The sequence below is a fragment of the Paraburkholderia ultramafica genome (genome assembly GCF_902859915.1).
Taxonomy (GTDB): domain Bacteria; phylum Pseudomonadota; class Gammaproteobacteria; order Burkholderiales; family Burkholderiaceae; genus Paraburkholderia; species Paraburkholderia ultramafica.
Genome location: NZ_CADIKK010000009.1, coordinates 163,765 through 190,137 on the forward strand (window position 1 = coordinate 163,765; position 26,373 = coordinate 190,137).

Consider the following 26,373-nt stretch of genomic DNA (forward strand, 5'->3'; position numbering starts at 1 on the left):
ACGTGCGCCGATTCGGCGAATATAGGTGAGCGACGTCGCAAAACGAAACGACCATTCGCTCTATGAATATGACCTAAAGAAGTAATGCCGCCCGCTTGCTGGCAACAGGCATCAGATGTCGAGCGGATCGACTTCGAGATTCCAGCGCAGCACGCCTTTCAGGCCGCGCAACAGCGGTTGCCACGCACGCAACGTCGCCTGCAACGCGGCGCGCGACGCGCTTTCGATCAGCAACTGCGCGCGATGCGCGTGCATCACCTTGACAATGGTCAGCGGCACGGCGTCGTAGACGGTCACGCGCTCGGCGGCCGGGATGCCGGTCAGTTCCGCGGCGGCCTGCTGCAGGAAGGCGAGCGCGGCCTCCAGCGTGCGGCCCTCGGCGCGCAGCAACGCCTGATAGACGAACGGCGGCAGGTGCGCGTCGCGCCGCTCGGCCAGCGTGGAATTGGCGAAGCCGACATAGTCCTGGCGACCCAGCGCGTGATACAGCGCGTGGCGCGGATAACGCGTTTGCACCAGCACTTCGCCGGGCAAACCGGCGCGGCCCGCCCGGCCGCTCACCTGCATCAGTTGCGCGAAGAGGCGCTCGCTCGCGCGGAAGTCGTGGGAAAACAGCGCGGTGTCGGCGTTCAGCACGCCAACCAGCGACACGCGCTGGAAGTCGTGGCCCTTCGCGATCATCTGGGTGCCGACAAGAATGTCGACCTCGCCCGCGTGGACATCGGAGAACAGCGCCTGCGCGCTGCCCTTGCGGCGCGTGCTGTCGGCATCGATACGCAGCACGCGGGCGCCGGGCACCGCGCTCGCCAGTGATTCTTCGACGCGCTGCGTGCCGCGCCCCATCGGCGCGATATCGACGTTGCCGCACTCCGGACACGAGCGCGGGATGCGTGACTCCCAGCCGCAGTGGTGGCAGCGCAGCGCGCGCTCCGGCTTGTGCAGGACCACATAGGCGCTGCAGCGCGGACAACCGGCGACCCAGCCGCACGCATCGCAGGCGAGCTGCGGCGCGTAACCGCGGCGATTCAGGAACACGAGGCTCTGCTCGCCGCGCTCGAGCCGCGCCTTGAGCGCGGCAATCAACGGTCCCGACAAACCTTCAACCGAAGCCCGCCCGCGCCGGCGCTCTTCTTCCAGATCGATCAGCTTCACGGTCGGCAACACCGCGTCGGCCACCGCCCGGCGCGACAAGGTGAGGCGCCTGTAGCGCCGCTGGTCGGCCTGCCACCAGCTTTCCAGCGACGGCGTCGCCGAGCCGAGCACGACCGGCAAACCCAGTTGCTTGGCGCGATAGATCGCCAGATCGCGCGCCGAATAGCGCAAACCTTCCTGCTGCTTGTAGGCCGGATCGTGCTCCTCGTCGACGACGATGATCGCGAGCCTGGGCAACGACGCCAGCACCGCCAGCCGCGTGCCGAGCACGATGCGGGCGCGGCCGGCGTGCGCGGCGAACCAGTTGCGGGCGCGTTCGCCTTCCGCGAGGCCGCTGTGCAACGTGACGATCGACGTGCCGTCCAGCGCGGCGAAGCGCGCACGGAAAGCCGCCTCGAATTGCGGCGTCAGATTGATTTCCGGCACGAGGACGAGCGCCTGCGCACCGGGCTTCGCGGCCAGAATCTCGGCGAGCGCGCGTAGATACACCTCGGTTTTGCCGCTGCCCGTCACGCCGTGCAGCAGGAACGGCGCAAAACCGTCCGCGTCGCGGATCGCTTCGACGGCGGCTGCCTGCTCGTCGGTGAGCGTGGGTAGCAAGGGCGCGGGTGCGTCTGGCGGCGCGGGGGCCGCCAGCACCGCAGCGGCTTCGATGATGTCGAGCGCCACCCAACCTTGCGCCTGCCATGCGTCGAGGCTTGCGAGTGCTTTGGGGTGGAGCGCGCGAGCATCGGCGGCAAGCAGGAAATCGGTCGCGGCCAACGCCTGCGCCAGCTTTCTCAACGCGCTCGCGCGGGCTGGCAACGCGTCGGGCAATGCTGCGCGGCCCCCGGGCGTGAGGCTGTAGCGCTCTTCCGGTGCGAACAGGCGCGACCAGCGCGAAGCGTCGCGCAAGGCTTGCGGCAGCGCGGGCAGCGCCACTTCGCCGAGACCCCGTTGATAGTAATCCGCGGCGAAGGCGGTCAGCTTCAGCCATTCCTCCGACACCGGCGGGCAGGCGGTGCAAACGCCGCTCACCGACCGAAGTCGGTCAGCAGGCACGTCACTGTGAGTGGTCACTTCGCAGACGAGCCCCACCACGTGCCGCTTGCCGAACGGCACGCTGACCAGCACGCCTGGCGCGGCGGGCTCAGGCGTGTCGCAACGGTAGTCGAACAGGGTCGGCAGCGGATGATCCAGCGCGACGCGGACGAAGACTTCGCTCACGCGACAGCGGGGAGTGGGAGAACTGGCGCGACATGAGCCCACATCGTGGCGCGCATCGAGTAGGCAGTGAACCGCTCGAAGTTAAAGTAAAACTTCAATTTCAGCGCTAAGTTTTGGATTCGACTGAACAATTGCATTCGGTCCGCTGGCCTGTGGATAACTTTGTTGAGAACTTCGTCCGGAAGGGCTGCGAACCGCGCCGCTGCTGCCTTCTGTGGGATTCCGCACATTTTGTTGTGAACCCGTCAAACCCTTGCCAGACAAGGCTTGGATCAAATGCGCCCGCACTGTGCAAGGGCCAGGGTGCGACGAACGCTTCTACCGCGCCGCAGCGTGACGAATGTGCATAAGTCAAGTCTTGACAATCACAAGACCGCCATCTGACGGCCCGTGGACTGCAATTTCCCCCTTAGGCCGAGAGCCCACTTCGTTGCGTCGCAGCAAAAATGGTAACGATTACGGCTTCACGCCGGTGCATGAGCGCCGCTGCGAATCGCGCGGCTATGTCGATGCACTTCGTCGACGAGTTCGGCGACGTTTTCCGGCGGCGTGAATTGCGAAATGCCGTGCCCGAGATTGAACACGTGTCCCGGATGATTGCCGAAGCTGTCGAGCACCGCGCGCGCTTCCATGCGAATCGACGCCGGCGGCGCAAACAGCACCGACGGATCGATATTGCCTTGCAGCGCGACCTTGCCGCCCACGCGCTCGCGGGCCTTGCTCAGGTTCACGGTCCAGTCGAGGCCGACCGCATCCACGCCGATGTCGGCGATTTCGTCGAGCCACAGACCGCCGCCCTTCGTGAACGTGATCACCGGCACTTTCTCGCCGTCGTGATCGCGCTTCAACTGGCTCACCACCTGCTGAATGTAGTGCAGCGAAAAGCGTTGATAGACGCCGTCCGCCAGCGCCCCACCCCATGTGTCGAAAATCATCACGGCTTGCGCGCCGGCTTCGATCTGCGCGTTCAGGTAGGCCGCAACCGAGCGTGCATTGACGTCGAGGATGCGGTGCATCAGATCCGGACGCGCATAGAGCATCGACTTGACGGTGCGGAAGTCCGCCGAGCCGCCGCCTTCGACCATGTAGCACGCCAAGGTCCACGGGCTGCCCGAAAAGCCGATCAGCGGCACGCGTTGACGGCCTTGCGCATCCGTGAGCGCGGTGCGAATTTCGCGCACCGCGTCGGTCACGTAGCGCAGCGTGGCGTCGATGTCCGGCACCGCAAGGCGCGCGACGTCGTCTTCCGTGCGCACCGGGCGGCAGAATTTCGGCCCCTCTCCGGTGACGAATTCGAGCCCGAGGCCCATCGCGTCGGGCACGGTCAGGATGTCGGAGAACAGGATCGCGGCGTCGAGCGGATAGCGCTCGAGCGGCTGCAGCGTGACCTCAGCCGCGAACGCCGGGTTCTGGGCGAGGCCGAGGAAACTGCCCGCGCGCCCCCGCGTGGCGTTGTATTCCGGCAGGTAGCGGCCAGCCTGCCGCATCAGCCAGATCGGCGTGTAGTCAGTCGGCTGGCGCAGCAGGGCGCGCAGGAAAGTGTCGTTCAGGAGTTTATGGGCCACGTTGCGTACGACTGAGGGCAAAGGGGCATTTTACCGGACCCAGCTCACCCCATCGCGCCCGATGCGGTCAATAACTGTTACGCGAACCGCTTGCCGACGGTTTTTCAGCTGCCGGCTGCGGCGCGGCGACCCGGCTGAATGGCCGATGTTCAAGCTGGCTCTGGCGGGCTACTATCGGACGGTCTTACCAGACAATTACATACAAACAACAAGGAGACTCGATGAACAAGGCAGCACTCGCAATCCTCGGCACGCTCGCCGGTGTCTTGATGCACGCAGGCGTGGCCGGGGCGCAGACCACCGCCGCCGCGCCTTCCCGGCTCGACGACATTCTCAGCCGCGGCACGCTGCGCGCCTGCACGACCGGCGACTACAAACCGTATTCGTTCTACAAGGGCGACGGCCAGCCGGACGGCCAGTTCGAAGGCATCGATATCGACATGACGGAGTCGCTCGCCAAATCGCTTGGCGTGAAGGCTGAGTTCGTCAAGACGTCGTGGCCGAACCTGATGAACGACTTCGTCGCGAAATGCGATATCGGCATGGGCGGGGTGTCGCCGACGCTCGAGCGGCAAAAGCGCGCGTTCTTCACGCAGGCTTATATGATCGACGGCAAAACGCCGATCGTTCGATGCGACGACGTCAGCAAATATCAAACCGTCGCGCAGATCGACCAACCTGCGACGCGGGTGATCGTCAATCCGGGCGGCACCAACGAGCGGTTCGCGAAGCAGTACTTCCCGCATGCAGCCCTGACTGTGTATCCGGACAACGTGACGATCTTCAAACAGATCCTCACCGGGAAGGCGGACGTGATGGTGACGGACGCGTCGGAAACCTTGTTGCAGCAGAAGCTGAATCCGGGTCTTTGCTCCGTGCATCCGGACAAGCCGTTCCAGTATGGCGAGAAGGCCTGGCTGCTGCCGCGCGGCGATGTGGCGTTCCAGCAGTATGTCGACCAGTGGTTGCACCTTGCGCGTGCAACCGGGGAATATCAGGCCATCTCGGATAAATGGCTGAAATAAGGCTACCGCGCCCGGCCGCCTGTGCAGGTTTTATCGGCAAACGCAGGCGGCCCGCAAATGCCAATAGGTTCTCATCGCAGCCGCAATCATGTAACCGGGCCCCCTGGTTTTAGGCAACGGCTAAACACTACCGCAGAATTTAGACGTCGCGAATCGGCCCCATTTGCTCGCCATTCACATCGGCAGTAAGTTTGCAAAGCAGCACGCCAACCGCGCTTCGGGAAACGAAATCAGTTGCGTCGGAAAAACTCCTGTAACACCGGGATTTCTCCCTCGGAACGGTGCGCTTGCAACTATTTCATGCGGAATCGACTGAACGGATAAGCCGCGCTATGCGTCACGAATAGCATCAATCATGCGTATGAAATTGCGAGCCAGTCATAGGTAAAAATTACGTCTAAAACATTAAGAATTGGCAATAAATCCCGCAGCGCCTTATCTGGCGGGCGTTACAACCTGAAACACTTTGTTACCGCGCTAGTAGGTTAATTCGCCCACAATGCCCTCAACGGTTTCAACACGGATGTGGCTGGGTGCGTGGTGTGAGCGGATACGATGCACTTGCCGGTCGGCTTAGGCCGAAGCCCTGTGAAGGGGCATCCCTGCTGGGGCCGTAGTCGGCGCAGGGTCGTCGTCTCAGTCGGTTCCAACTTTGGTCTCCTCGCGCTAACCCCGTAGCGTGTGGTTTTTAGCGGGCTCCAGGCCCGCTTTTTTTTCGTCCGGCCAAACGTTTGCGCGGTGCGGCGTCGCATCGTTGGCGTAAATTCGCGGAACGTTGGCGGATTGCCCGGCAAATGGTTTTGCCTTTCCCCGTGCCGCGCCGGCTTTGCCGTTGATCATTGCCAGCGCGGTCCCGCAACGGCGTCACGCCGTCTTGTCTTCCCGCAGCTTCAATTCGCTAATCATCTGCTCGCGCATGATGAATTTCTGCACTTTGCCGGTCACTGTCATCGGCAGTTCGTCGACGAAACGGATGTACTTGGGCACTTTGTAGTGCGCGATCTGGCCTTGGCAGAATTGCTGGATCTCTTCGGCTGTCGCCTGCTCGCCGGGACGCAGCACGACCCACGCGCAGACTTCCTCGCCGTACTTCGCGTCGGGCACGCCGAACACCTGCACGCTCTGGATCTTCGGGTGGCGAAACAGAAACTCCTCGATCTCGCGCGGATAGATGTTTTCCCCCCCGCGAATCAGCATGTCCTTTAGCCGGCCGACGATATTGCAATAGCCTTCGGCATCGAGCGTCGCCAGATCGCCGGTGTGCATCCAGCCGTCGACGATGCTTTCGCGCGTCTTCGCCTCGTCGCCCCAATAGCCCTGCATCACCGAGTAGCCTCGCGTGCATAGCTCGCCGGTCTCGCCCACCGCCACGATCTCGCCGAGCGGGTCGACGAGCTTGACCTCCAGATGTGGCTGGATACGGCCCACCGTCGTGGTGCGCTTGTCGAGCGGGTCGGCCGTCGAACTCTGGAACGACACCGGGCTGGTTTCCGTCATGCCGTACGCAATCGTGATCTCGCCCAGGTGCATGTTCGAGACGACCTTCTTCATCGTCTCGATCGGGCACGGCGAGCCCGCCATGATGCCAGTGCGTAGGCGCGAGAAGTCGTAATTGGCGAAGTCCGGATGATCGAGTTCGGCGATGAACATGGTCGGCACGCCATGCAGCGCGGTGCACTTTTCTTCGGCAACCGCAGCCAGAGTCGCGGCCGGGTCGAAACCCTCGCCCGGAAACACCATGTTCGCGCCAACCGACACGCACGCCAGCACCGACAGCACCATGCCAAAACAGTGGTACAGCGGGACCGGGATACATAAGCCATCCTGTTCGGTCAGCCGCATCGCCATCGCGATGTAGCGCGCGTTGTTCACCACATTGCTATGGGTCAGCGTCGCGCCTTTAGGATTGCCGGTCGTGCCGCTGGTGAACTGGATATTGATCGGCTCGTGGCACGACAGCGCAGCACCGATGGCGTCGAGCTTCGTCACATCGAGCGTCGAGCGCCCTCGCTCGATCAGGTCTGAGAAGCTCATCATGCCGGCCGTTTCGGTGTCGCACATGCGGATCACATAGCGCAACTCCGGCAACCTTGCTGCATGAAGCTCGCCTGGCGCTTGCGTAGCCAGCTCGGGAGCGAGTTCCTGCAGCATCTCGAGGTACATCGAGGTCTTGAACCGCTCGGCGGTGATGATCGCCTTGCAGCCGACCTTGTTCAACGCGTATTCGAGCTCCGCGAGCCGATAAGCCGGATTGATGTTGACCAGCACGGCGCCAATCCGCGCGGTCGCGAACTGGGTGAGCAACCACTCCACCCGATTCGGCGACCAGATGCCGACGCGGTCGCCCTGCGCGATACCGAGTGTGAGGAGCCCGGCCGCCAGCACATCCACCTCGTCCGCAAACTCCTTCCACGTCCAGCGAATGCGCTGCTCGCGAAACACCACGGCCGGGCGATCGGCAAAACGCTCCGCGGTATCGCGCAGAAACTGGCCGATTGTCGCTTCGCTCAACGGGATTTCGGTCGACCCGCGCACATACGACAGACCGTCTTTGGGTTCGATGAGTGCACCTTCGCCTGACATTTGCGTTGCCATGGTGTTGTCTCCGTGAGCGGAAGCTCGCCCGATTGAAATGAATTTGAAATCGATTGTGCCACCGGCGTGTGTCCATACGGCATCAAGTCTTACCCGCAGCTCATCGCGCGGACCGCGGCGGCTGGCCGTCAATCGATTTGATCACGTGATTTTGCTTACCTTTCCGTAAACGTCAACTGGTGGTCAAAAAAAAGCAGCCGCGAAGGCTGCTTTTTCTCTGATACAAATTGCTTACTTCTGACCGCGCAGCTTGCGCAGACGCTGAATCGCAGCGAGCTGAGCCGTCGCATACGCCAGTTCCGCTTGCGCGGTTGCGTATTCGAGGTTCGAGCCCGTGTTTTGCAGCGCTTCCTCCGCACGCTTGCGTGCAGCTTCAGCCTTGGCTTCGTCGAGATCCTTGCCGCGAATCGCGGTGTCGGCGAGAACCGTCACAGCGCCCGGCTGGATTTCGAGGATGCCGCCGGCGACGAACACAAACTCTTCTTCGCCGTTTTCAGCTTCGATGCGCACCGCACCCGGACGAATCCGCGTGATGAGCGGCGTGTGGCCCGGCAGAATGCCGAGTTCACCCGCTTCGCCCGGCAGCGCGACGAACTTCGCCTGGCCCGAGAAGATCTGCTCTTCCGCGCTGACGACGTCTACTTTAATGGTTGCCATAAGTGTCGACTCCTGTCGACGAGAGGTAGCGCTTTTGCGCTTGCTCTCGTCCCATGCAAGGCTGGGTTGAGCGTAGTAAGAGGCGCCGGATTTGCGATTGGATGCCGCAAAAGCATCCAACTTTACGATCGGATGCTGCAAAAGCGTCCGATAAGCGCGGACTCCGGCGCCCCGCTTCGTTACACCCGACCTTTACTGGATCTTCTTGGCCTTTTCGAAGGCTTCGTCGATCGTGCCGACCATGTAGAACGCTTGCTCCGGCAGGTGATCGCACTCGCCTTCAACGATCATCTTGAAGCCACGGATCGTTTCCTTCAGCGGCACGTACTTGCCCGGCGAACCCGTGAACACTTCAGCAACGTGGAACGGCTGCGACAGGAAACGCTGGATCTTACGAGCGCGCGCCACAGCGAGCTTGTCTTCCGGCGCCAGTTCGTCCATACCCAGAATCGCGATAATGTCGCGCAGTTCCTTGTAGCGTTGCAGCGTTTGCTGCACGCCGCGCGTGATCGAGTAGTGCTCTTCGCCGATCACGTGCGGGTCGATCTGACGCGAGGTCGAATCGAGCGGGTCGACTGCCGGGTAGATACCCAGCGAAGCGATGTCACGCGACAACACGACGGTTGCGTCCAGGTGGCCGAAGGTCGTAGCCGGCGACGGGTCGGTCAAGTCATCCGCAGGGACGTACACGGCCTGAACCGACGTGATCGAGCCGGTCTTGGTCGACGTAATACGCTCTTGCAGCTTACCCATTTCTTCGGCCAGCGTCGGCTGATAGCCCACTGCCGACGGCATCCGGCCGAGCAGTGCCGACACTTCAGTACCGGCCAGCGTGAAACGGTAGATGTTGTCGACGAAGAACAGCACGTCGAGGCCTTCGTCACGGAAGTGCTCTGCCATCGTCAGGCCGGTCAGCGCGACGCGCAGACGGTTGCCCGGCGGCTCGTTCATCTGGCCATACACCAGCGCGACCTTGTCGAGAACGTTCGAGTCCTTCATTTCGTGATAGAAGTCGTTCCCTTCGCGGGTACGCTCGCCAACACCGGCGAACACGGAGTAACCACCGTGTTCCTTCGCGATGTTGTTGATCAGTTCCATCATGTTCACGGTCTTGCCCACACCGGCGCCACCGAACAGACCCACCTTGCCGCCCTTCGCGAACGGGCAGATCAGGTCAATAACCTTGATGCCGGTTTCGAGCAGTTCGGTCGACGGCGACAGTTCTTCGAACGCCGGAGCCTTCTGGTGAATGCCGCGAACCACGTCCGAGTTGATCGGGCCGGCTTCGTCGATCGGGCGACCCAGCACGTCCATGATCCGGCCGAGGGTCGGCTTGCCGACCGGCACGCTGATCGGGTTACCAGTGTTCTTCACGACCGTGCCACGACGCAGGCCGTCTGATGCACCCAGACAGATGGTACGGACGACGCCGTCGCCCAGCTGTTGCTGGACTTCGAGGGTCAGATCCGAACCTTCGAGAATGAGCGCGTCGTAAATCTTCGGCATGGATTCACGCGGAAATTCCACGTCGATCACCGCGCCGATGCACTGTACGATCTTGCCTTCTACCAAAGCAGTAGTACTCATCGCATTTCCTTTAGATACTCAATTCTTCACTCGCGCAAAGGCGCAGTTTCGTTGGGTCCGCCTGGACGGGTGCGCCTCACAGGCACACACGAAACGGCTTGCCTGACCGTCAGGGTCAGACTGCCGCGGCCCCACCGACGATTTCCGACAGTTCTTTCGTGATCGCGGCCTGACGGCTCTTGTTGTACACGAGCTGCAGTTCGTTGATGACCGTCTTCGCGTTGTCCGAAGCGGCCTTCATCGCGACCATCCGGGCCGACTGCTCCGATGCCATGTTTTCCGCGACGGCCTGATAGACCAGCGCTTCGACATAACGCACCAGCAGTTCGTCCACCACTGCCTGCGCATCCGGCTCGTAGATGTAGTCCCACTGCGTGCTCGGCGTCGTGCCGTCATCTTCCGTGTGCTCGAACTGTTCTGCCGACAGCGGCAGCAGTTGCTCGATCACCGGCTCCTGCTTCATCGTGTTGACGAAGCGCGTGTACGCAAGGTACACCGCCGAAACCTTGCCTTCCGAGTACAGGTCGAGCTGCACTTTCACCGCGCCGATCAGCTTTTCCAGATGCGGCGTATCGCCCAGCTGCACGACGTTCGACACCACCTTGGCGCGCAAACGGTTCAGGAAACCCAGACCCTTGCTGCCGATCGCCGTTGCTTCGATCGTCTTGCCCTGGCCTTCCAGTTCCTTGAACTTCTGCAGCGACGCACGCAGCACGTTGGTGTTCATCCCGCCGCACAGACCCTTGTCGGTCGTGACCAGGACGATGCCCGCCGCCTTCGCGCCTTCGTTCGACACCATGAACGGGTGACGATACTCCGGGTTCGCACGGCTCATGTGTGCAGCGATATCGCGGACCTTGTCGGCATACGGGCGAGCAGCGCGCATGCGCTCCTGAGCGCGGCGCATCTTCGATGCGGCCACCATCTCCATCGCTTTCGTGATCTTGCGCGTGTTTTGCACGCTCTTGATCTTGCCGCGAATTTCCTTCATTCCAGCCATTGCTTGCTCCTTGTCGGCCCGAGTTAGCGCTTCAGCGCTTACTCGGGTCCCATGCAAAGCGATCGAAGCAGCGCGGGGGCATTCACATGCGGCCCGCGCCGCTTCAAGGTCCGTTTATGCCTTGCGGATCACTCGCAGATCAATAAGCGCCGGACTTCTTGAAGTCTTTGAGGACCGTGTGCAGCAGGCCTTCGTCGTCCTTCGAGAGTTCCTTGGTATCTTCGATGCGCTTGACCAGGTCAGCGTGGCTCGACTTCAGATGTTCGCGCACGCCCTTTTCGAACGGCAGGACTTGCGAGACTTCCAGATCATCGAGGTAGCCGTTGTTCGCTGCAAACAGCGAAACGGCCAGTTCCCACACTTGCAGCGGCTGATACTGCGGCTGTTTCAGCAGTTCCGTCACGCGGCGGCCGCGCTCCAGCTGCTTACGGGTAGCTTCGTCGAGGTCCGATGCGAACTGCGCGAACGCTGCCAGTTCACGGTACTGCGCCAGGTCGGTACGGATACCGCCCGACAGCTTCTTCACGACCTTCGTCTGAGCCGCACCACCCACGCGCGACACCGACACGCCGGCGTTAATTGCCGGGCGGATACCTGCGTTGAAGAGGTCGGTTTCGAGGAAGATCTGGCCGTCGGTAATCGAGATCACGTTCGTCGGAACGAATGCGGTCACGTCGCCTGCCTGCGTTTCAATGACCGGCAGTGCCGTCAGCGAGCCGCTCTTACCCTTGACTTCGCCGTTTGTGAACTTCTCGACGTACTCTTCCGAGACGCGAGCAGCACGCTCCAGCAAACGCGAGTGCAGATAGAACACGTCGCCCGGGTATGCTTCGCGGCCCGGCGGGCGGCGCAGCAGCAGCGAGATCTGACGGTATGCCCAAGCTTGCTTGGTCAAGTCGTCATAGACGATCAGCGCGTCTTGACCGCGGTCGCGGAAGTATTCGCCCATCGTGCAGCCGGCGTACGGTGCGAGGTACTGCATCGCGGCCGATTCCGAAGCCGAAGCGGACACGACGATCGTGTATTCCAGCGCGCCGGTTTCTTCCAGCTTGCGCACCACGTTCATGATCGACGAAGCCTTCTGGCCGATCGCGACGTAGATACAGATGAGGTTCTTGCCCTTCTGGTTAATGATCGCGTCGACTGCGACTGCGGTCTTGCCGCACTGGCGGTCGCCGATGATCAGCTCACGCTGGCCACGGCCGATCGGCACCATCGCGTCGATCGACTTCAGACCGGTCTGGACCGGTTCCGAAACCGACTTACGCCAGATCACGCCCGGCGCAATCTTTTCGATTGCGTCGGTTTTCTTTGCGTTGATCGGGCCCTTGCCGTCGATCGGGTTGCCGAGTGTGTCGACCACGCGGCCGAGCAGTTCCGGGCCCACCGGCACTTCCAGAATGCGGCCCGTCGTCTTGACGATGTCGCCTTCCGAAATGTGTTCGTACTCACCCAGAATCACGGCGCCGACCGAGTCGCGCTCGAGGTTCAGTGCGAGACCGAAGGTGTTGCCCGGGAATTCGAGCATTTCGCCCTGCATCACTTCCGACAGGCCGTGGATACGCACGATACCGTCGGTCACGGAGATCACGGTGCCCTGGTTGCGAACGCCTGCGCTCGCTTCAAGGCCCTGGATCCGGCTCTTGATCAGCTCGCTGATCTCAGAGGGATTGAGTTGCATTATTCGCTCCTGATAGTCAATTCTGTTGCGTGCCAGCCGCTTCAGCGCCTTGGGCGCTTCAGGCCGTCAGGGCCGTCTGCATGCTGGCAAGCCGCGCGCGGACCGAGGTATCGAGCACTTCGTCGCCGACCGTCACGCGCACGCCGCCGATCAACGACGAGTCGACTTCGACCGTCGGCTTCAGCTTGCGTTTGAACTTGCGTTCGAGACTTGCGACGAGTTCGTTCAACTGCGCGCCTTCGAGCGGGAATGCGCTGACGATCAGCACATCGGCCGCCCCTTCGCGGGCGTTCTTCAACTCTTCGAACTGCACGGCGATTTCCGGCAGCAATTGCAGGCGATGGTTGTCTACCAGCATTTGCACCAGATTCTTCGCTTGCGCGTTGTCCTTGAGCGGCGACTTGACCGCGGCCAGCAGCAGTTCGCTGACCTGGGCGCGGCTTACTTTCGGGCTCGAGGCGATCGACAGCACTTCGGGCAGACGCGCAACCTGTGCCAGCTCCTGCACGAGCGTGGACCAGGCGGCGATGTCACCAGCTTCGGCCACGCCAAACAGCGCTTCTGCGTACGGACGGGCGATGGTTGCAAGTTCGGCCATGATCAGAGCTCGGCTTTCAGTTGATTCAGCAGGTCAGCGTGAGCTGCCTGGTCGACTTCGCGCTTCAGGATCTGTTCAGCGCCCTTCACAGCGAGTGCCGCGACTTCGCCGCGCAGCGATTCGCGCGCCTTCACGACTTGCTGGTCCGCGTCGGCCTTCGCTTGCGCGATGATGCGAGCGGCTTCAGCTTGTGCCTGAGCCTTGATTTCGTCAGCAACTGCTACAGCGCGCTTTTCTGCGTCGGCAATACGTTGCTGACCGTCGTTGCGTGCCTGGGCGAGTTCCTGGTCGACGCGCTTGTGAGCAGCTTCGAGTTCTTGCTTGCCCTTTTCAGCAGCCGACAATCCGTCAGCAATCTTCTTCGAGCGCTCGTCGATGGCGTTGATCAACGGCGGCCACACGAACTTCATCGTGAACCACGCGAGGATCAGGAACACGACCATTTGCGCAAACAGGGTTGCGTTGAGATTCACGGTGTTTCCTTAAACGTTGCTAGTTCGGAAAGTGAAACGGCAAGGCGCTCATCGATTCTGGATTCGATCAGCGCCCAAGTGCCCGTTCCGCCCTGCGCCTTTAACAGTTATAGCTCAGGCGCGAACTTCCGAGGAACCTCAGCCTGCCAGCTTCGACAGCAGCGGGTTCGCGAACGCAAACAGCATTGCCACACCAACGCCAATCAGGAACGCCGCATCGATCAGACCAGCCAGCAGGAACATCTTGGTTTGCAGCGGGTTCATCAGTTCCGGCTGACGCGCACATGCTTCGATGTACTTGCCGCCCATCAGGCCGATACCGATACAGGCGCCGATTGCACCCAGGCCGATGATGATGCCGATACCGATGGCGGTCAGACCCTGGATGTTGGCGATGAAAGCTTGCATGATCACTCCTTTGTGAAAAGTCTTTTAGAACTGGTTGGAACTGGGATTTGAAAAACGATGATTCTTTTGTCGACGGCGCAGGTTAGTGCTTGTCGTGTGCCTGGCCGATGTACACCAGCGTCAGCATCATGAAAATGAACGCCTGCAGCAGCACGATCAGGATGTGAAAGATTGACCACACGCTGCCGGCAATCACGTGGCCGATGAAGCCAAGCACCGTCGTGTCCGCGCCGAAGCTCCAGAGGCTGCCGAGCAGGGCAATCAGCAGGAACAACAGTTCGCCCGCGTACATGTTGCCGAACAGCCGCATGCCGAGCGAGACCGTCTTCGCGACGAACTCGATGATGTTCAGTGCAAGGTTCGGGATCCACAGCAGCGGATGCGCGCCGAACGGAGCGGACAGCAGTTCATGCACGAAGCCGCCGGCGCCCTTGATCTTGAAGTTGTAGTAAATCATCAGCACGAACACACCGAGGGCGATGCCGATCGTGCCGTTCAGGTCGGCGGTCGGCACAATGCGGTGTTGCGGGATGGTTTCGGACAGACCCAGCCAGCCGATCACGTGGCCCGGCAGGTCGACAGGGATAAAGTCGAGCGAGTTCATCAGCGCAACCCAGACGAACACGGTCAGGGCCAGCGGTGCGATGAAGGTGCGCGTGCCGTGGATCATCGACTTCGATTGATCCTCGACCATTTCGACCAGCATTTCGACCGCGCACTGGAAACGGCCCGGTACGCCCGACGTTGCGTTGCGGGCCGCGAGACGCAGAATCAGGATGGTGGCCAGACCGCAAACGATCGACCAGAAAAGGGTGTCCAGATTCCACACGTGAATGTCGAAAATCGACGTCTGGCGTGCGGTGGAAAAGTTCTGCAAGTGGTGCGCGATGTACTCGGACGGATCCGTTGCGCGCGTGCCTTCGCTAGCTGCCATATCGTTAAAGCCACCCAAATTGTCGAAAATCGTCTTAGGCCGGACCCGCGGCAATACTGTATTGCGGGAACACGCCGGGTGCGGACCGTGTCATATCCGCACACCTATTGCCGGCGCTACGCGCCAGCCTGAATTTTGTGCTGCTACTTTGTCACTGCTACCTTAGCGCCACGCCAAGGCGATCCAGTAAGTCTTGAGCGCGATGAGGTAGGTCACGAGCAGCGGAACCCAGCGTACGTCGTGATACCAGAAGGCGATGGCTACAAACATCGCAATCGTTGTCCCCATCTTGAGCGCTTCGCCGATCATCCAGCTCGTCACTGTCTCTGCGCCGCTCAGCGTTCTAAGGCGTGCTGCGAACAACGCGCCCGGTACCCAGCAAATCGCTCCCCCCAGGAACGCGGACAGCGCAGCAGCGCCCGGCGGCTTGTAGAACAGCCACCACACCAGCGTAGCACCCAGGGACAAAACCATTTGCGCCGCCACGACCTTGAAAGGCGTAACGCGCGATGGACGACTCACGTTGGGACCAAACAGCTTTTCAGCTTCGGCCCGCGTGAGCGGAACGATATTGTTATCTTCCTGCTCGACGCCCCATGGCTCGTCGTGTGTAACTTGCTGGCCGGTGGACGCATCGGAAACGGAGCGTTCAGCGCGGTGTCCGTCGGGCCCATTCTGCGGCGCTTGATTCGACGTTTTGACCGCCATCGCAGTGTTCCGAAAGTCTTATTCAGCTCGCGAGCTTACGCTGCGATTACGGGGTTGCCGTGCAATTAAATCCGGGCGATTGTAAGCGATAGTTGCAGGCAATTCAAGACTTTAGGGCGTTCAATAACCGGCATGAAAAGCGTCCTCGCGATGCGGAAACTGCACTCTGGCGAGCGAAATCACCTCAAATGTAAGGCGGCTGGGGGATGGCAAAACGCGCACTTTGAATCGGGCAGGTTTACGCACATTTATAGGCCGCCTGGACGTTGCGGCGGACGTGTCGAAAATGCAACAAACGTCGATCTTTGCATGCAGGATTGGACAGATCGGGCGTTGACGGGTAAGGGACAAACGGCGCTCGTGCGGGGGCCTCTACGACGGACGGCGAAGTCGCTGCGAAACTCGCTGCTCCGGTCGGCTTCGATTGGTTGCTCCGGCAACGGCGGACGCGTTCGGCATCACATCGGGGCGGCTGCCCTACCCGCCCCGCAGAGCTGAGCCACGCGATGGCATTGACCCGGCCAACCAGTGAGGTGAAGTGTTTATTGCTGGGAAACGTCCTAACTGCGACAACGGCTATTGAGGACAGACGTAGTACGCCCCAAGCGGCGGCGAAACCAATCGGCTTTTCCGTCACAGCAGAGATTGTGCAACATGCCGATATATCCGGATTCCTGATTATTCGATGTTAATTTTATTTAGGAATCCAGCTGATATTGATATGAGAAGCAGATCAATGAAATTGGTTGATTCCGTCCGCGAGCGGCACAGGACCGAGCCAACCGCAAAACACACCCAAAGCGCACCAAATAGCTTGCGAGCCACCGTTGAACCCGCCGCAAGCCTATTCGGCACCCTTCTTATGCAATCCCGCTCCTCAAGCATCACGCGGTGGCATTACCACGCAATCGAACGAGAATGCCTTCCAGCGCATCCAGATCACCAAAGTCCACCAGCACCTGTCCCCGGCCGCGTCGCCCGAGCTTGATCTTTACCGTTGCAGCCAGCAGATCCGACAGTTCCTCTTCAAGCCGCCGCGTGTCGCGTCCACCATCCGGATTCGCGCGCGACTTGACTGCGGGTGCAGCCTTGGTGGTCGTCGTCACCAGCTTTTCGGTTTCGCGCACGGACATGCGCTTGTTGACGACCTGGTTGGCCAACGTGATCTGCGTCGCGGCGTCGACGGCCAGCAGCGCGCGCGCGTGCCCCATGTCCAGATCGCCAGCCAGCAGCATCGTCTGCACCGGCGACGCCAGATTCAGCAGGCGCAGCAGATTCGATACCGCACTGCGCGAACGGCCAACCGACTCCGCCGCCTGCTCGTGCGTGAAATTGAACTCGTCGAGCAAGCGCTGGATCCCCTGCGCCTCTTCCAGCGGATTCAGATCCTCGCGCTGAATATTCTCAATCAGCGCCATCGCGGCGGCGGCCTGGTCCGGCACGTCCCTCACCAGTACTGGCACCTCATCGAGGCCCGCAAGGCGCGCCGCGCGAAAACGCCGCTCCCCCGCGATGATCTCGTATTTGTCCGCCGACACGGGACGCACGAGGATCGGCTGCATCAGCCCCTGAGCACGGATGCTGGCCGCCAGTTCCTGCAACGCGCCTTCGTCCATACGCGTGCGCGGCTGGTACTTGCCCGCCTGCATCTTGCTGAGCGGCAGCACGTTGGGCGCACCGTCGATCACCACCGCCTCGGTGATATCGGCAGTACCGCCCAGCAACGCCTCAAGGCCGCGACCCAATCCCTTCTTTCTTGCTACTGCGTTCATCGTGCTTCCTCGATCCGCTTAGGATGCCAGGGGGGCGTCATTCAACGCGCGCACCCGCTCAATCATTTCCGCGCCGAACTGCACATACGCCTGCGCGCCGCGCGATGCCCGGTCGAACACCACACCGGGCAAGCCATAGCTCGGCGCCTCGGCCAGACGTACGTTGCGTGGGATAACCGCGTCGAATACCTTGTCGCCGAAATGCTCTTTCAGCTGATCCGAAACTTGCTGTTGCAACGTGATGCGCGGATCGAACATCACGCGCAACAGGCCAATGACCTTCAGATCCCGATTCAGATTGGCGTGCACCTGTTTGATCGTGTTGACCAGATCGGACAAGCCTTCGAGCGCGAAGTACTCGCATTGCATCGGAATCACGACGCCATGTGCGGCGCACAGGCCGTTGAGCGTCAGCAGCGACAAAGCCGGCGGGCAGTCGATCAGCACGAAATCGTATTCGCTCTCGACCGCCGCGAGTGCGGCCTTCAGTTGACGCTCACGATTCTGTACGCTGACGAGCTCCACCTCGGCGCCCGCGAGTTCGCGGTTCGCGGGCAGCACGTCGTAGCCAACTGCATCCGGACGGATTCGCGCATCGGCCACCGATACGCTATCCACGATCACTTCGTAGACGGTGTTCGCGCAAGCGGCCTTGTCGATGCCGCTGCCCATCGTGGCATTGCCCTGCGGGTCCAGATCGATGAGAAGGACTCGCTGTCCCTGCGCTGCCAAGCTCGCCGCCAGATTGACTGTGGTCGTCGTCTTGCCGACGCCGCCCTTCTGGTTCGCAACGCAGAAGATTTTTGCCATCGTTGGTGTGTCCCTTTTGCTGCCTGGATGAAGTAAAAATCACTGATAGTACTGGGGTACGACATGAGGCTAGCGGCAGCCTCAGTTGCCGGTGTCCACAAGAACCTTGATCAGGTGGCGCTCGGCGTCGAGCGACGGCACATTCAGCCGAATGATCTGTTCTACATGGGCACCGGCCGGCAAGCGTTCGATTTCGCCTTCCGGACGCACGCCTTTCATCGCCCAGATCGCGCCCTGCTCCGCAACCAGGTGACGGGCCAGTGTAACGAAATCCGCGAGCTCTGCGAATGCTCGTGAGACGATTACGTCGAACTTTGCCGGTACTTCGGCGCCTGGCTGCAAAGTCTCAACCCGGCCGGTCACGACCGACAGATTCGCAACGCCGAGCTCGGCCTTAGCCTGAGCCTGAAATGCTGTCTTTTTATGAACGATGTCATTCACCGTGACAGTCCAGTCAGGCAAAACGATCGCCAGCACGATACCCGGCAGGCCGCCGCCCGAACCCACATCGAGCACCGATGACGGACCGCGGGGCGCGAGGTGCGGCACGATCGACAGTGAATCGAGGATGTGCTGGATCAGCATTTGCCGCGGGTCGCGGATCGCCGTCAGGTTGTAGACGGCATTCCACTTCGACAGCAGCGCGACGTAGTCGAGCAGCTTGCCGAGTTGCGCGTCGCTCAAATCGAGGCCGAGTTCGCGGACACCGCCCGCCAGCAATGGCGCCAGCTCCTGCTGATTGCTTCCCTTCTGGCTCACCGTCATTGCGTCACCGGCGTGCTATCGGTGCCGGGTTCGGCGGGTTGCGTCGAACGACGGCCCAAGCCGCGCTTCAGGTGAACCATCAGCAAGGAGATCGCCGCCGGCGTGATGCCGGAGATGCGCGACGCCTGGCCAATGGTCTCGGGTCGGAACTGCGTCAGCTTCTGACGCGCCTCGAACGAGAGGCCCCTGACTTCCGCGTAGTCCAACCCCTCGGGCAGGCGAGTACTTTCCTGGGCCTCGTTCCGCTCGATCTCGCCGGCCTGGCGGTCAATATAGCCCTGATATTTGATGCCGATTTCGATCTGTTCCTTGATCTGCGCGAGCAGCACACCATCTTCCGCGAGGATTTCGGGCGCGCCGCATGCGCCAGCACGCAGCCCGCAGACGCCGTCATACGTGACGCCCGGGCGGCGCAGCAGATCCGCCAAGCTGTATTCGTGATCGATCGGCTTGCCGAGCAAGGCTGTCGCTTCGTCGGCGGGTAACGTCTTAGGATTGACCCACGTCGTGCGAAGGCGCTCTGTTTCACGTGAAACAGTGTCGCGCTTGCGGCTGAATGCGTCCCAACGAATGTCGTCGACCACGCCAAGCTCGCGGCCAATCTCGGTCAGACGCATATCGGCATTGTCTTCGCGCAAGCTCAGACGATATTCGGCGCGACTCGTGAACATCCGATACGGCTCGGAGACACCGCGCGTCACCAGATCGTCGACCAGCACGCCGAGGTAAGCCTGATCGCGCCGCGGGCACCACGCTTCCTTGCCTTGCACGTACAAACCGGCGTTGATGCCCGCCAGCAAACCTTGCGCGGCCGCTTCTTCGTAGCCGGTCGTGCCGTTGATCTGGCCAGCAAAGAACAGCCCGTTGATCACTTTGGTTTCCAGCGAAGCCTTCAGCCCGCGCGGATCGAAATAATCGTACTCGATCGCATAGCCCGGACGCAGAATGTGCGCATGCTCCAGACCGCGCATCGAACGCACCAATTCCAGCTGCACATCGAATGGCAGGCTGGTGGAGATCCCGTTTGGATAGAACTCGTTGGTCGTCAGTCCTTCCGGTTCAAGGAAGATCTGATGCGATTCCTTCGATGCGAAACGGTGAATCTTGTCCTCGATCGACGGGCAATAGCGCGGCCCCACCCCTTCGATGACGCCGGTATACATCGGCGAACGGTCGAGCCCGCCACGGATGATGTCGTGCGTGCGCTCGTTCGTATGTGTCACCCAGCACGGCACTTGCCGCGGATGCTGCTCGACGCGCCCGAGAAACGAGAAAATCGGCACCGGATCCAGGTCACCCGGCTGCTCTTCGAGCAGCGAAAAGTCGATCGTGCGGCCGTCGATGCGCGGCGGCGTACCCGTCTTGAGCCGGCCCTGTGGCAGCTTCAATTCCTTCAGGCGTGCGGACAGCGACACCGCAGCCGGGTCGCCGGCGCGGCCGCCGGTATAGTTGTTCAAGCCCACGTGAATCTTGCCGTCGAGGAACGTCCCGGCCGTCAGCACAACCGCCCGCGCGCGGAAACGAATCCCCACTTGCGTGACCGCGCCGACGACACGGTCACCCTCCACCATCAGATCGTCGACGGCTTGCTGGAACAGCCACAGGTTCGGCTGATTCTCCAGCCGATGCCGGATCGCCTGCTTGTACAGCAGACGGTCGGCCTGAGCGCGCGTCGCCCGAACCGCGGGGCCCTTCGACGAATTCAGGATGCGGAACTGAATCCCGCCCTCGTCCGTCGCGGCCGCCATTGCACCGCCGAGCGCGTCCACTTCCTTGACCAGATGGCCTTTGCCAATGCCGCCAATCGACGGATTGCAGCTCATCTGACCGAGGGTTTCGATGTTGTGGGTCAGCAGGAGCGTCGCATTGCCCATGCGCGCCGAGGCCAAAGCGGCTTCGGTGCCTGCATGACCACCGCCAACGACGATTACGTCAAATTCTGTGGGAAAGAGCATTGCGGATCTCACGCCAGATCGTCGCGTGAGCCTTTCAAAGGAAAATGTATGGGCGAATTATAACGGGTTCGGTTTAGGCCCGAATTTCGTCCGAATGGACGAGCCATAAAAAAAAGCGGTGTGTTTCACGTGAAACACACCGCTTCGAACTGTAGCAACCGGCGAAAAGTCCGCGTTCAGGCCACTTTCTTGGCCAGCCCGAGATATGTTTCGATCACGCGCGGATTCTGCGCCAGATCCGCTGCCGGACCTTCCAGCGCCAGCTCCCCGGTTTCGAGCACATAGCCGTAGTCGGAGATCTGCAATGCGGCCCGCGCATTCTGCTCGATCAGCAGCGTCGCCACGCCGGTCTGGCGCAACGCGCTAATGATATGAAAAATTTCTTTTACGATCAGCGGCGCAAGACCCAAACTCGGTTCGTCCAGCATCAGCAGATCGGGCTTGCCCATCAACGCCCGCCCTACCGCCAGCATCTGCCGCTCGCCGCCGGACAAGGTGCCGGCAGCCTGCTTGCGACGCTCCTTCAGTCGCGGAAACAGCGTGAAGACCGGTTCGAGCTGGTCGAGAAAGTTGCGATCCCCTGCGCGTTTGCGTCGATAGGCCCCGAGGACAAGGTTGTCTTCCACCGTCATCGACGCGAACAGCTCGCGCTTTTCGGGCACCAGACACATGCCGCGCGCGACCCGTTTCTCAACCGGCACCGCGCTGACATCCTCGCCCTGATAGACGACAGCACCCTTTGCATGGCCCGTGTTCGGCAACGCGCCCATGATCGCGTTCAACAACGTCGACTTGCCAGCGCCATTCGGGCCGATCACCGAGACGATTTGCCCCGCCCGCACCTTGATCGCCGCGCCGTGCAGCGCCTCGACCTTGCCGTATCGGACCGACAGACCGTCCACGTCGAGAATCGGTGCAGCAGCATTCATTGTGTTCTCCATCACTCCACCCCGCCCAGATACGCTTCGAGCACAGCCGGGTCTTGCTGCACGTCCAGCGGCAAACCTTCCGCGATCCGGGTGCCGAACTCCATGACCACCAGCCGGTCGGTGAGATTCATCACGAAATCCATGTCGTGCTCCACCAGCAGCACACTCATGCCTTCCGCCTTGAGGCGGCGCAGCAAGTCGGCGAGTTGCAGCTTTTCCTGATAACGCAAACCGGCTGCCGGCTCATCCAGCAGCAGCAGCGTCGGGTCACAGCACAACGCGCGAGCAATTTCGAGAATCCGCTGCTGGCCCAACGCGAGACTGCCGGCTTCGTCGTACATATGCTGCTCGAGTCCGACACGGCGAATCTGGCGAGCCGCCTCGGCCATCAAGCGCGCTTCTTCCGCGCCATTCAGGCGCACAACGCTGCGCCAGACACCAGCCTGGCCGCGCAGATGCGCGCCGATCGCCACATTCTCCAGCACGGTCATCCCCGGCAGCAGCTTGACGTGCTGGAAGGTCCGGCCAATCCCACGCTTGACGATTTCACGTGAACTCAGTGAATCGATACGCTCGCCGCGGAACGTGATCTCGCCGCTGGTCGCCTGCAGCACACCGGTGACGAGGTTGAAGGTCGTCGACTTACCGGCGCCGTTCGGCCCGATCAGCCCGATGATCTGCCCCGCTTTCACTTCGAAGCTGACATCGTTCACTGCAACCAGACCGCCGAACTGCTTGCGCGCCTTGTTCACGGTCAGCAGGTTCTCACCCGCTTCAGGCTTGCTGCGCTGCGGCAAGGGCTCCGCATGATCCACCAGATGGGCGCGCGGGCCGCTCGGGAAAAAGCGCGCGACGAATGGCCAGACCCCTTTGCGGGCGTATTGCAGCAGCAGCACCATCAAAATGCCGAACACGATCACTTCGAAGTTGCCGTTCTCGCCCAGCAGCTTCGGCAGTAGCGTTTGCAGATAGTCCTGCAACACCGTCAGGATCGCCGCGCCGAGCACCGCGCCCCAGACGTGCGACACGCCCCCCACCACCGCCATGAACAGAAACTCGATGCCGTGGTTCAGACCAAACGGCGTCGGATTCACCGCGCGTTGCAGATGGGCGTACAGGAAGCCCGAGACCGACGCCAGCACCGCCGCATAGACGAAGATCACCACGCGCATCCAGCCGGTATTCACGCCCATCGCCTCCGCCATCATGCCGCCGCCGCGCAACGCGCGAATCGCCCGCCCCGGCCGGCTATTAAGCAGATTTTGAACAGAGATCACCGCACCGAGCACGACGAGCCAGATCAGGAAATAGATATGGCGGCCGGACTCGAGGTTGATGCCGAAAACATTCAGCACCGGAATCCCGTTGATGCCGTCGTACTTGCCGAGCATTTCGAGATTGCCGAACAGGTAGAACAGCGCGAGCCCCCACGCGATCGTGCCGAGCGGCAGAAAGTGACCGGACAAACGCATCGTCACGAGGCCCAGCATCAGCGCGATCAGCGCCGTCACGACGACGCCCGCGATCAGCGCGAGCCACGGCGACACACCATAGGCCGTCGTCAGATAAGCGGTCGCGTAGGCGCCGATGCCGACGAACGCCGCCTGCCCGAAGCTCGTCATCCCGCCGATGCCGGTCAGCAGCACGAGCCCGATCGCGACGATCGAATACAGGCCGATGTAGTTGAGCAGCGTCACCCAGTACTCGGGCACGTGAATCGGCTGCGGCAACACCGGCAGCGCGAACAGCACCACGAGGAACAACCAGAAGAACTTGTTTTGCATGATCCGTTTCATCGTGTCACTCCTCTTCCTCTTCGGCGTGCGGGCTGGCAAGACTTCGCCAGAGCAGCACCGGGATGATCAGCGTGAACACGATCACTTCTTTATAGGCGCTCGCCCAGAACGACGAATACGACTCCAGCAGGCCCACCAGGATCGAGCCCGCAGCCGCCAGCGGATAGCTGACGAGCCCGCCGATAATCGCCCCCACGAAGCCCTTCAGACCGATCAGGAAGCCCGAGTCGTAGTAGATGGTGGTCAGCGGTGCGACGAGGATGCCGCACAGGGCGCCGAGCCCCGCAGCCAGCGTGAACGCGAGGCGCCCCGCTTGCGTCGTGCCGATGCCGACGAGCCGCGCGCCGAGCCGGTTCACCGATGTCGCGCGCAAGGCCTTGCCTGAGATCGAGCGGTCGAAGTACAGATACAGCGCGCCGATCAACACGACCGCGGTGCCGACCACCCACAGACTTTGCCCGGAGATCGACAGGCTGCCGACGTTGAAGGTCGCGTCCGAGAATGCATTGGTCCGCGAGCCTTCCGCGCCGAACATCACGAGCCCCAGGCCGACCATCGCAAAGTGCACCGCCACCGCGACGATCAGCAGCAGCAGCGTGGTCGCCTCCGCGATCGGCTCATACGCGAGCCGGTAGACGAACGGTCCCATCGGAATCACGATCAGAAGCGTCAACGCGATCTGCACGATCATCGGCAGAGGCTGTAGGAAAACACCTCGCGTGAGCGCGTAAACCGCGATCGGAAACAGCAGGTATTTCCCGACCAGCATGACCAGCGTGCGTGCCGCATGGCGTCGCCGTTCGGGATGCCGCACCAGCCCCGCCGCCTCGACAACGAAGCAGGCCGCGCCCATCGCCATCAACAGCCAGCAGGTGGCCGGAAATTTTTGGGTCTGGAGTGCGGCGAGCGTCAACGCGCCGTACGAAACAAACTCCCCCTGCGGGATAAAGATCACCCGCGTCACGGAGAACACCAGCACCAGCGCGAGCGCGAGCAGCGCGTATATCGCGCCGGTGGTGATGCCATCCTGCGCGAGGATCGCCGCAATTGATAGATCCATACTTCCTCGTCCTGAAGCTTCGAAATCGAAACTGGGAAACAGTCGTGGCGGCAGAACTCCAGGCCGTCCACCGACCCGCAATGCCTGAAAAGGCAACCGCCGCACCGTGGTCCGGCGCGGCGGTCGATGCCATTGTCATCGAACCGAATGGCAATGCGGCGTCACGTGCCGCAGATTGCGCGAGAGGCGCGTACCGCTTTTATGTTTAGTCGTTCTGCAGTTTCCACTTGCCGTCGACGATCTGCACGATCACGCGTGCACGCTTGTCGAGGCCGTTGTGGTCGGTCGTCGTGGTGTTCATGATGCCGTGCGACACCGGCAATTCCTTGATGCTTTCGAGTGCGCCGCGCAGTGCCACGCGGAACGCTTCGGTGCCCGGCTGAGCGGTCTTCAGCGCGACCGGAATCGCCGCTTGCAACATCTGGCCGGCATCCCATGCGTGACCGCCGAAGGTCGCCACCGAACCCGCGCCGTACGCCTTCTCGTACGCCGTCTTATAGGCTTCCGACGACTTCTTCACCGGATTCGAATCCGGCAACTGGTCCACCACGAGAATCGGGCCAGCCGGCAGCAGTTCGCCTTCGCAATCCTTGCCGCATACGCGCAGGAAGTCGTTGTTCGCGACGCCATGCGTCTGATAGATCTTGCCCTTGTAGCCGCGCTCCTTGAGCGCCTTGGCCGGCAGCGCCGCCGGCGTGCCCGAACCGGCGATCAGCACCGCGTCGGGATTTGAGCCCATCGTCTTCAATACCTGACCGGTCACCGATGCGTCGGTGCGGTTAAAGCGTTCATTCGAGACGATCTTCAGATTGTGCGCGGCGGCGGCGGCATTAAAGACCGTATTCCAGCTGTCGCCGTACGCATCCGCGAAGCCGATGAAGCCAACCGTCTTCACGCCGTGATGCGCCATGTAGTCGGCGATCGCGTCGGCCATCAGGCTGTCGTTCTGCGGCGGTTTAAAGGCCCATGCGCGCTTCGCGTCCATCGGCGAGATGATCGCGGCCGACGCCGCCAGCGAAATGACCGGCGTCTTGCCTTCGGCGGCGGCGTCGAGCATTGCGAGTGAATTCGGCGTGACAGTCGAACCAATGATCGCATCGACGTGGTCTTCATCGATCAGCTTGCGCGTGTTCTGCACGGCCTTGCCGGTGTCCGATGCGTCGTCGAGCACGATGTACTGCACGGTCTTGCCGCCGATCTCTTTCGGCAGCAGCGCGATCGTGTTCTTCTCAGGAATGCCGAGCGATGCAGCCGGCCCCGTGGTCGACAACGTCACGCCGATCTTCACCTGAGCGAACGCCGCTCCCGCGCCACACATCAACGCCATCGCGATGCCGGTGCGTACCCATTGCCTAGTCTTGTTCATTGCGAGTCTCCAAACGCTTTGAAGCGCGTATCTGTAATCCGGCCTGACGGCCGGGTGTCTGAATCTGGTTATAGGGCTCAGGCGTGCCAAGCATGGTTTTCCCTGCTCCGCGCGAATACCTTCGCCATTTTGTCGGGTGCCACTCCCCTGCTCACCACCACTGCAAACTGCTGCGATTTCCTACGATAGTTGCCCCACTTCGCTGCTGCGAATTCAAGCCGGCAAACTACTAACATGTTAGTAGTATTGCGTTCTGCATCATTGACGGTCAATACACTGCCAGTCAACTGCGGGTTTGTCCTGAAGCGACGGAACCACACTTTTCATGTGA

General features: G+C 61.5%; 22 protein-coding genes. 1 reads left to right on the top strand and 21 read right to left on the bottom strand.

Annotated elements, in window-relative coordinates:
* Positions 1 to 111 precede the first annotated feature (111 nt).
* Positions 112 to 2,358, bottom strand: a complete 2,247-nt coding sequence (locus HV744_RS12010; protein WP_175149710.1) for a primosomal protein N' — start codon at positions 2,356 to 2,358, stop codon at positions 112 to 114.
* 464 nt (positions 2,359 to 2,822) lie between these two features.
* On the bottom strand, positions 2,823 to 3,923 hold the full coding sequence (gene hemE / locus HV744_RS12015) for a uroporphyrinogen decarboxylase (protein ID WP_175149711.1): 1,101 nt from the start codon (positions 3,921 to 3,923) through the stop codon (positions 2,823 to 2,825).
* A gap of 221 nt (positions 3,924 to 4,144) precedes the next feature.
* Here hemE and HV744_RS12020 point away from each other — a divergent pair, with 221 nt between their 5' ends.
* Positions 4,145 to 4,948 (top strand): transporter substrate-binding domain-containing protein, encoded by an 804-nt coding sequence (locus HV744_RS12020; RefSeq protein ID WP_175149712.1) that lies wholly within the window; start codon positions 4,145 to 4,147, stop codon positions 4,946 to 4,948.
* A gap of 666 nt (positions 4,949 to 5,614) precedes the next feature.
* On the opposite strand, the gene HV744_RS12025 is transcribed toward HV744_RS12020, so the two are convergent.
* The 19 genes from HV744_RS12025 to HV744_RS12115 form a co-directional block, all read right to left on the bottom strand.
* Positions 5,615 to 5,788, bottom strand: coding sequence for a hypothetical protein (locus HV744_RS12025; RefSeq protein ID WP_175149713.1), 174 nt, complete (start codon positions 5,786 to 5,788; stop codon positions 5,615 to 5,617).
* A 24-nt stretch (positions 5,789 to 5,812) separates the two neighbouring features.
* Positions 5,813 to 7,543 (bottom strand): AMP-binding protein, encoded by a 1,731-nt coding sequence (locus tag HV744_RS12030; RefSeq protein WP_175149714.1) that lies wholly within the window; start codon positions 7,541 to 7,543, stop codon positions 5,813 to 5,815.
* Between the two features lie 231 nt (positions 7,544 to 7,774).
* On the bottom strand, positions 7,775 to 8,200 hold the full coding sequence (locus HV744_RS12035; protein WP_175149715.1) for a F0F1 ATP synthase subunit epsilon: 426 nt from the start codon (positions 8,198 to 8,200) through the stop codon (positions 7,775 to 7,777).
* Positions 8,201 to 8,392: 192 nt separating this feature from the next.
* On the bottom strand, positions 8,393 to 9,787 hold the full coding sequence (gene atpD, locus HV744_RS12040) for a F0F1 ATP synthase subunit beta (RefSeq protein ID WP_175149716.1): 1,395 nt from the start codon (positions 9,785 to 9,787) through the stop codon (positions 8,393 to 8,395).
* A 115-nt stretch (positions 9,788 to 9,902) separates the two neighbouring features.
* Complete coding sequence (atpG, locus tag HV744_RS12045; RefSeq protein ID WP_175149717.1) at positions 9,903 to 10,787, bottom strand: F0F1 ATP synthase subunit gamma; 885 nt, start codon at positions 10,785 to 10,787, stop codon at positions 9,903 to 9,905.
* A gap of 139 nt (positions 10,788 to 10,926) precedes the next feature.
* Entirely contained in the window at positions 10,927 to 12,468 is a 1,542-nt protein-coding gene (atpA, locus tag HV744_RS12050; protein WP_175149718.1) for a F0F1 ATP synthase subunit alpha, read from the bottom strand.
* A gap of 58 nt (positions 12,469 to 12,526) precedes the next feature.
* A complete protein-coding gene (locus HV744_RS12055) occupies positions 12,527 to 13,066 on the bottom strand; it encodes a F0F1 ATP synthase subunit delta (protein WP_120346434.1) in 540 nt (179 codons plus the stop codon).
* Positions 13,067 to 13,068: 2 nt separating this feature from the next.
* Complete coding sequence (locus tag HV744_RS12060; protein ID WP_175149719.1) at positions 13,069 to 13,539, bottom strand: F0F1 ATP synthase subunit B; 471 nt, start codon at positions 13,537 to 13,539, stop codon at positions 13,069 to 13,071.
* 138 nt (positions 13,540 to 13,677) lie between these two features.
* Positions 13,678 to 13,947: a F0F1 ATP synthase subunit C gene (atpE, locus tag HV744_RS12065; protein WP_007180033.1), complete on the bottom strand. Its 270-nt coding sequence runs from the start codon at positions 13,945 to 13,947 to the stop codon at positions 13,678 to 13,680.
* An 82-nt stretch (positions 13,948 to 14,029) separates the two neighbouring features.
* Positions 14,030 to 14,881, bottom strand: a complete 852-nt coding sequence (atpB, locus tag HV744_RS12070) for a F0F1 ATP synthase subunit A (protein ID WP_175149720.1) — start codon at positions 14,879 to 14,881, stop codon at positions 14,030 to 14,032.
* A gap of 162 nt (positions 14,882 to 15,043) precedes the next feature.
* Positions 15,044 to 15,589, bottom strand: a complete 546-nt coding sequence (locus HV744_RS12075; RefSeq protein ID WP_175149721.1) for an ATP synthase subunit I — start codon at positions 15,587 to 15,589, stop codon at positions 15,044 to 15,046.
* An 884-nt stretch (positions 15,590 to 16,473) separates the two neighbouring features.
* Positions 16,474 to 17,361, bottom strand: coding sequence for a ParB/RepB/Spo0J family partition protein (locus HV744_RS12080; protein WP_175149722.1), 888 nt, complete (start codon positions 17,359 to 17,361; stop codon positions 16,474 to 16,476).
* Between the two features lie 18 nt (positions 17,362 to 17,379).
* Positions 17,380 to 18,171: a ParA family protein gene (locus HV744_RS12085; protein WP_175149723.1), complete on the bottom strand. Its 792-nt coding sequence runs from the start codon at positions 18,169 to 18,171 to the stop codon at positions 17,380 to 17,382.
* 81 nt (positions 18,172 to 18,252) lie between these two features.
* Positions 18,253 to 18,936 carry a 16S rRNA (guanine(527)-N(7))-methyltransferase RsmG gene (rsmG, locus tag HV744_RS12090; RefSeq protein ID WP_175149724.1) on the bottom strand — a complete coding sequence of 228 codons (684 nt, stop codon included), beginning with the start codon at positions 18,934 to 18,936 and terminating at the stop codon, positions 18,253 to 18,255.
* Positions 18,933 to 20,891, bottom strand: a complete 1,959-nt coding sequence (gene mnmG / locus HV744_RS12095; protein ID WP_175149725.1) for a tRNA uridine-5-carboxymethylaminomethyl(34) synthesis enzyme MnmG — start codon at positions 20,889 to 20,891, stop codon at positions 18,933 to 18,935. The genes rsmG and mnmG overlap by 4 nt, the downstream gene beginning before the upstream one ends.
* A 176-nt stretch (positions 20,892 to 21,067) precedes the next feature.
* The gene (locus HV744_RS12100) at positions 21,068 to 21,820 is read right to left on the bottom strand and encodes an ABC transporter ATP-binding protein (protein ID WP_175149726.1); all 753 of its coding nucleotides are present in this window, start codon (positions 21,818 to 21,820) and stop codon (positions 21,068 to 21,070) included.
* A gap of 11 nt (positions 21,821 to 21,831) precedes the next feature.
* Positions 21,832 to 23,616, bottom strand: coding sequence for a branched-chain amino acid ABC transporter ATP-binding protein/permease (locus HV744_RS12105; RefSeq protein ID WP_175149727.1), 1,785 nt, complete (start codon positions 23,614 to 23,616; stop codon positions 21,832 to 21,834).
* A gap of 4 nt (positions 23,617 to 23,620) precedes the next feature.
* Positions 23,621 to 24,676, bottom strand: coding sequence for a branched-chain amino acid ABC transporter permease (locus HV744_RS12110; protein WP_175149728.1), 1,056 nt, complete (start codon positions 24,674 to 24,676; stop codon positions 23,621 to 23,623).
* 205 nt (positions 24,677 to 24,881) lie between these two features.
* A complete protein-coding gene (locus tag HV744_RS12115) occupies positions 24,882 to 26,042 on the bottom strand; it encodes an ABC transporter substrate-binding protein (protein ID WP_175149729.1) in 1,161 nt (386 codons plus the stop codon).
* Positions 26,043 to 26,373 lie beyond the last annotated feature (331 nt).